We start from the raw sequence: 6,000 nt of genomic DNA on the forward strand, positions 1-6,000 counted from the left end.
AAAAGGGCCGATTTTCCGGCCCTTTCATTTTCAGCCCATGCGGCGTGGCGCGATGCGTTCGTGTTCGGGTTCCGGCGCCGCCACGGTTTGTGCGAGCGTCTGTTCACGCGTGCGCGTGGCATCGATCTCGGCCACGCGCTGCGTGCTCTCGGCCAGCGGCGTGCTCATCGCGAGGGTGGTGTCGACGCTGACGCGGCGGTGCCCCGGATCATCCAGCGCGCCCTGCACCGCGAACGTGAGCTTGCCATCGCGACTGGGCACGACATGCGAAGCCTCGTTCAGGCCGAGACGCGTCATCTCCACCGTGAGCGCGCCCGCCAATTGCTTGCTGTGCTGGTCGGACTGACGGTTGAAGCTCGCATCCAGCCGATGCACGCCATCGCTGGCGCTGCGGAACGTGGCGTGGCGCGGATGGCTCGGGTCGTCCAACAGCGCGGCATGATCGCCACGCTGGTGCGCACGCATCCGCTCCAAGGCCTCGGCTTCGATCTGGCGCGTGCGGTAATCCATGCTCGGCAATACCGTCTCGATCATGAGATGGCGCTGCACCGCCTCGCCGGCGGCGCCCTGCGCGTTGCCGAAGAAAATGCCGCTCTCGATGATGTTGCGAATGCCCGTGGGCGTGCTCGGATTGTGCGTGGCGGCGACACCGACCACGGTACCGACCAGCGTGCCGCCCGCGGCGCCCACCGTGGGGGCCATCGCGGTGGTCCGCTGTACGCGCTCGCCAACCGCATCGAAGCCGGCGTTCACGGCGTCGCCGGCACGGTTCGCCTCGCGGCGGAAGCCCGCGCCTGCCTCTGCGGCACCGCGTTCGACGATCGTAGCGCCCTGTCCGGCCACCGTTCGGATGTCCTGCGCCGTGTTGCGCGCTGTGGTGAGCTCGGCGCCCGCCTGTTGCATCTGCGCCTGGCAATACAGCGCCGTCTCGCGATCGCGTCCGTCGGCAAGATCGCGCAAGGACGGTACCCAGTTGCCGACGCCGCGCAACAGCAGATTGGTGGTGGCGTTGCTCCAGCGCGCGGCTTCGCACTGCGCCATGTCGACGCCGGCGGCGAGATTGCCGCCGACCAGTCGCACCTGCGCCGCCAGTTCGCCGCCGGCGCGCACTTGCATGCCGGTGAGCTGACCGACGGTATTCATTCCCGCCTGCCCCACCATGCCGGTGACCTGCAGGCCGGCCCGATGGCCATCGCCCAGAAGATCCATTCCACGCCCGGTCAGATCGCCGGCGACAGCAACGCCTTCGCCAAGCGTGCGGCCCGCGCGCGCACCGCTCATCGCGACGGAGGCGACATCCAGCAACGGCCTGCCGAACTGCGCGACCTCGCTGAGCGCCATTTCCCGCGGACGATCGACCAGTTGATTCCCCTGCCATGTCATCGGCGTGAGCAGCGGCTGCGCATGACCGGCCGCCACGGGCATGTTGCGCAGGCCCTGCTGCCCGGCCGGGCTGGCGAGTTGCGTCACCAGGTCGGCGGCTTCTCGCCGCGCCGTCTCGCTGTACGGCAATTGCTGGCGCAGCTGACTGTCGAGCAGTTCGCGCGCACCCGGCAGTTGCGCCAGCGTGGCGGCCTGGCTGGCGACGTCGTTGAGCTGCTGCCGGCGCATGGCATCCATGCGCTGCACGCCGGTCTGCGCGTCGGTCAGCACTTCACCGGCAACCTGATAAGCGGTGATGGAGCGGCCGGTGTCGTGCACGGCGCCGCCATGCTGCTGCACGTAGCGCTGCGCCGTGTCCGGATGCAGGCCGGCGGCATTGAAGGTGATGGTTGGCGCGCCGGTCACCGCCGAGGCGGCCGAGGCCAGGCCGCCGCCGAGGGAGTGGCCGGTGATTTCGAAATTCCTGCCCATGCCGCCGCGTTGCAGCGTGTCGGCCAGGCTCATGGCGCGGTTGTAGTAATCAGTCTCCAGACCCAGGCCCTGACGGCCGTTGGTCACCCAGTCCTGCGTCTCGGAACGACGCACCACCGTCTGCCCATTGTCGTTGGCAACGACGGGACCGTTGGAGCCCTTGAATGCCAGCACCGGCCGCGCGTCCGGGCCCATGACATTGGGGTCGGGAATGTAGATCTCGGCACGGAAGGTCGAGTCCCTAGGCTGCAGCATGTTCCTGATGGCATTGTCATCCAGGGGCATGCCGTAGCGCTCACGCAGCAATGCGGGGTGCTCGCTGGCACGCAGCCAGCCGACCGGCGGCGCGCCGCGATGCTCGGCGGAATCGTAGACATCGGTGGCCAAGCCGCCCATCTCGCGGGCATGGTATTGCCGCTGCAGGGCATCGGCGCGTTCAGTCAGGGCCGGGTCGCGATGGACCCTGGCCTGCTCGCGGAACATGTCGATGAAATTGTGTTGCTGCCTCAGCAGCTGCGTCTTCTCTTCGGGAGTACGCGGTGCCGGCGACCCCACCAGCATGTCATCGGTCGGTCCATTCGGTTCAGTCACTGCGGCTCCTTCCCCTGGGCAGCGTCATGCCAAAACTGGCATCCGGTGGCATCCCTGTCAATGGCTGGTACATTGGTTCCAGCCGATCGTAGGGATACGGGATGACAGTCAACGACCTCCGACGCCTCGCCTTTGCATTGCTGCTGGGCCCCCTCGTGGCCTGTTCAGCCCAGCCGGCGGCGGCGCCTCCCGCCAAAGGCGGATGGAATGCAGCCGCTGACTTCGATGGTCCTGCGCAGCCCCTGATCCGTGCAGTCGAGAAGCGGCGCGCCGACGAAGTCCGACGGCTGATCCGCCAGGAAGGTATCAATCCCGATCAGACCTTCACCCGCAATGGCATGCCCCTGGTCGCCTGGCCGATCCTCGCCCGCGACCCGGAGGGCTTGCGCCTGCTGCTGGATGCCGGCGCCGATCCCGATGCCCGTCAATACGAGACCGATGGCAGGCCACGCAACAACGCCATGGTCCTCGCTGCCGGCGAGGACGACCCGCGCTACCTGCGCATGCTCCTCGACCATGGCGGCGACCCTAATACGCTCAGCAACAATTACGAACCGCTGACGTACGTCGCTTTCCTGCGCAACCGCTGGGAAAACGTGCAGTTACTGGTGCAGCGCGGTGCGCACATCAACAAAAGCCTGTCCCAGAGCATGTCCGAGACCAACTCGGACATCAACCTCGGCTTCGACACCGTGATGGGCTGGTACTCGGGATTGGGCGATTTCGACAAGGTCTACTGGCTGCTGCAGCAGGGCGGCGACCCGACGCTGCTGCTGAAGAAGCCGCCCGGCAAGCAATGGGATTCCGAACGCGGACGCATGCCGATCCTGGAATCCATCTTCTGGCTGCCCGTGCAACCACGCATGCTCGAATGGCAGCGCAAATGCCAGCAATTCGTACTGGACAAGGGGTGGAAGCGTCCGCCGCTACCCGACTTCCTGCGCGAAAGCCGTCGTGATCTCGGCTTGCCCGTCGAGGAGAAGGATGTGCCTCTGCCCCCGGCTGAGGCGCCCCGCCCGTCCACGCCTTCACGGTAGGATGCGGCACCGGCAATCGGGGACGTACCGGGGCGGGAGACCAAAGGGTTCATGAGCGAAAAAACGGGAGAGATCGGCGAGTTCCTGCTGATCTCGGCAGGGGCCTTCGCCTATCCAATATTCAACAGCCTGCAGGCGGTGCTGTCGCCCGTGCCGCAAGCGCCGGTGTCCAACGCCGCCCTCGCTTTCATGCTCGGCTACGAGTGCATCGTCTTCGCGGTGCTCTGGTGGATCCTGCGCGCCAGGGGATGGACGGCCCCGCAATTCGGATTGCGCTTGCACAGAAGCGATGTGGCCATCGCACTGCCATTGATGGCGCTTTGCTATGTGGCCTTCTTGTTCGCCTTTGCGATCGCCTCGGATCTGGGCGCCAAATTCCGGCCCGTCGAGGAGTGGCTCCCGATCGAAGGCAAGCTCGACCCCTGGCTGGTCGTGGCGATTTCGGTGGTCAATCCGATCTTCGAGGAAGTTTTCGTCTGCGGCTACACGATCACGACGTTGAGCAGGATCAAAGGCCCCTGGGTGGCCATCAACGTCAGCATCGCCGTGCGCCTCGCCTATCACCTTTACCAGGGCACCAGCGGCGTGCCAAGCATCCTCCCCATGGGATTCATCTGCGCACTCTGGTATGCCCGCACCGGGCGGTTATGGCCGGTGATCATCGCGCACGGACTCATGGATTTCATCGCATTCTACAAATACGTCTGACGCGCAATGCAGCAGTGAACGCCGCTCAACCCGCGGCTTCGATCGCATCCGCCAGACGCTCGACCGCCACCACTTCCATGCCCTTGTAGCTGCCCGCCTTCGGCGCGTTCGCCTTCGGCACGATCGCGCGCTTGAAGCCGTGCGTGGCGGCTTCCTTCAAGCGCTCCTCGCCGTTCGGCACCGGCCGGATCTCGCCGCTCAATCCAATTTCGCCGAAAGCAATCGTCTTCTCCGCCAGCGGCCGATCGCGCAGCGACGACAACACCGCCAACAGCACCGGCAGATCGGCCGCGGTTTCCTGCACGCGGATACCGCCGACGACGTTGACGAACACGTCCTGATCGCCGACGACGATGCCGCCATGGCGATGCAGCACCGCCAGCAGCATTGCCAGACGGTTCTGTTCGAGACCGACGGCGACACGGCGCGGATTCGACAACGGCGAAGCATCGACCAGCGCCTGCACTTCCACCAGCAGCGGTCGCGTGCCCTCGCGCGTGACCATCACGCAGCTACCGGGCTGCTGCGCGCTGCCGCCGGACAGGAAGATCGCGGAAGGATTGGGCACCTCGCGCAATCCCTTCTCGCCCATCGCGAACACGCCCAACTCGTTCACCGCGCCGAAGCGATTCTTGAACGCGCGCAGCACGCGGAAACGACTGCCGCTGTCGCCCTCGAAATACAGCACCGCATCCACCATGTGCTCGAGCACGCGCGGGCCGGCGATGCCGCCTTCCTTGGTGACGTGTCCCACCAGGAACACGGCCGTGCCGGTTTCCTTGGCATAGCGCACCAGTCGCGCGGCGGATTCGCGCACCTGGCTGACCGAACCGGGGGCGGCGGTCAGCACTTCCGTCCACAGCGTCTGCACCGAGTCGGCGACGATCAGTTTCGGGCGCAATGCGGACGCCTGTTCGAGTATGCGTTCGATGCCGGTCTCAGCCAGCGCGTTCAATCCGTCGAGCGGCAACCCGAGCCGCACCGCGCGACCGGCCACCTGCGCCAGGGACTCCTCGCCGGTGACGTACAACCCTGGCAGCACACCCGCCATTTGCGCCAACGCCTGCAACAGCAGCGTCGACTTGCCGATGCCGGGATCGCCACCTACCAGCACCACCGCGCCCTCGACCAGACCGCCACCGAGCACGCGATCGAATTCGCCGATACCGGTCGAGACCCGCGCCTCTTCACTGTGGCGGACATCCTTCAGCGCCGTCACTTTGGGCGCGTCGACCTTCCCCGCCCAACTGGAACGGCGCGCGGCCGGTGATGTGGTCGCGGAACCGAGCGCGATTTCGCTCAACGAATTCCAGGCGCCGCATTCGCCGCACTGCCCTTGCCATTTGCTGTATTCGGCGCCGCACTCGCCGCAGACATAGGCGGTGCGGGTTTTGCCGGCGGATTTGCTTGGGGGCTTGCTCATCAGGCAGGAGGCGCTTGTTCTGGGAATGGAATGGGGAAACGAATGGCACTGTAACGGCAACGCGTCGCTCAGCGCGAGACGCGACCTTCGTTCAGACTACGCGGATAGCGCGAGGTACCATCTTCACGTTCAGCTGCGACGAAAGTCGCCGACGCTCTGCACCGCGATCACGAAACACGCATTCCGCGACATGGCATGCGATGCATTGACGGCGCAATGTCATCGCCGCCGCCTAGACTTCCGGCTCCCCCAAGCAAGCAGGTCATTCCCTATGTGCGGCATAGTTGGTGCGATCGCGAATCGCGATGTAGTCCCCGTCCTGATCGAAGGCCTCAAGCGCCTGGAGTATCGCGGTTACGACTCCGCCGGCATCGCCATCGTCGAGTC

The 6,000-nt window shown here is 65.9% G+C and carries 4 protein-coding genes; 2 read left to right on the plus strand and 2 right to left on the minus strand.

Going from position 1 to position 6,000, the window contains the following annotated elements:
• Positions 1–30 precede the first annotated feature (30 nt).
• Complete coding sequence (locus tag AC1RNP_RS12450) at positions 31–2,445, minus strand: Tle-like phospholipase domain-containing protein (protein WP_493051574.1); 2,415 nt, start codon at positions 2,443–2,445, stop codon at positions 31–33.
• Between the two features lie 101 nt (positions 2,446–2,546).
• Here AC1RNP_RS12450 and AC1RNP_RS12455 point away from each other — a divergent pair, with 101 nt between their 5' ends.
• Positions 2,547–3,482 carry an ankyrin repeat domain-containing protein gene (locus AC1RNP_RS12455; RefSeq protein WP_493051575.1) on the plus strand — a complete coding sequence of 312 codons (936 nt, stop codon included), beginning with the start codon at positions 2,547–2,549 and terminating at the stop codon, positions 3,480–3,482.
• Between the two features lie 51 nt (positions 3,483–3,533).
• Positions 3,534–4,190, plus strand: a complete 657-nt coding sequence (locus AC1RNP_RS12460) for a CPBP family intramembrane glutamic endopeptidase (protein WP_493051576.1) — start codon at positions 3,534–3,536, stop codon at positions 4,188–4,190.
• Positions 4,191–4,215: 25 nt separating this feature from the next.
• Here the strand turns inward: AC1RNP_RS12460 and radA are convergent, their stop codons facing one another.
• Entirely contained in the window at positions 4,216–5,613 is a 1,398-nt protein-coding gene (gene radA / locus AC1RNP_RS12465) for a DNA repair protein RadA (RefSeq protein WP_493051577.1), read from the minus strand.
• Positions 5,614–6,000 lie beyond the last annotated feature (387 nt).

The organism is Luteimonas sp. GW821-FHT14E02, from assembly GCF_058803905.1.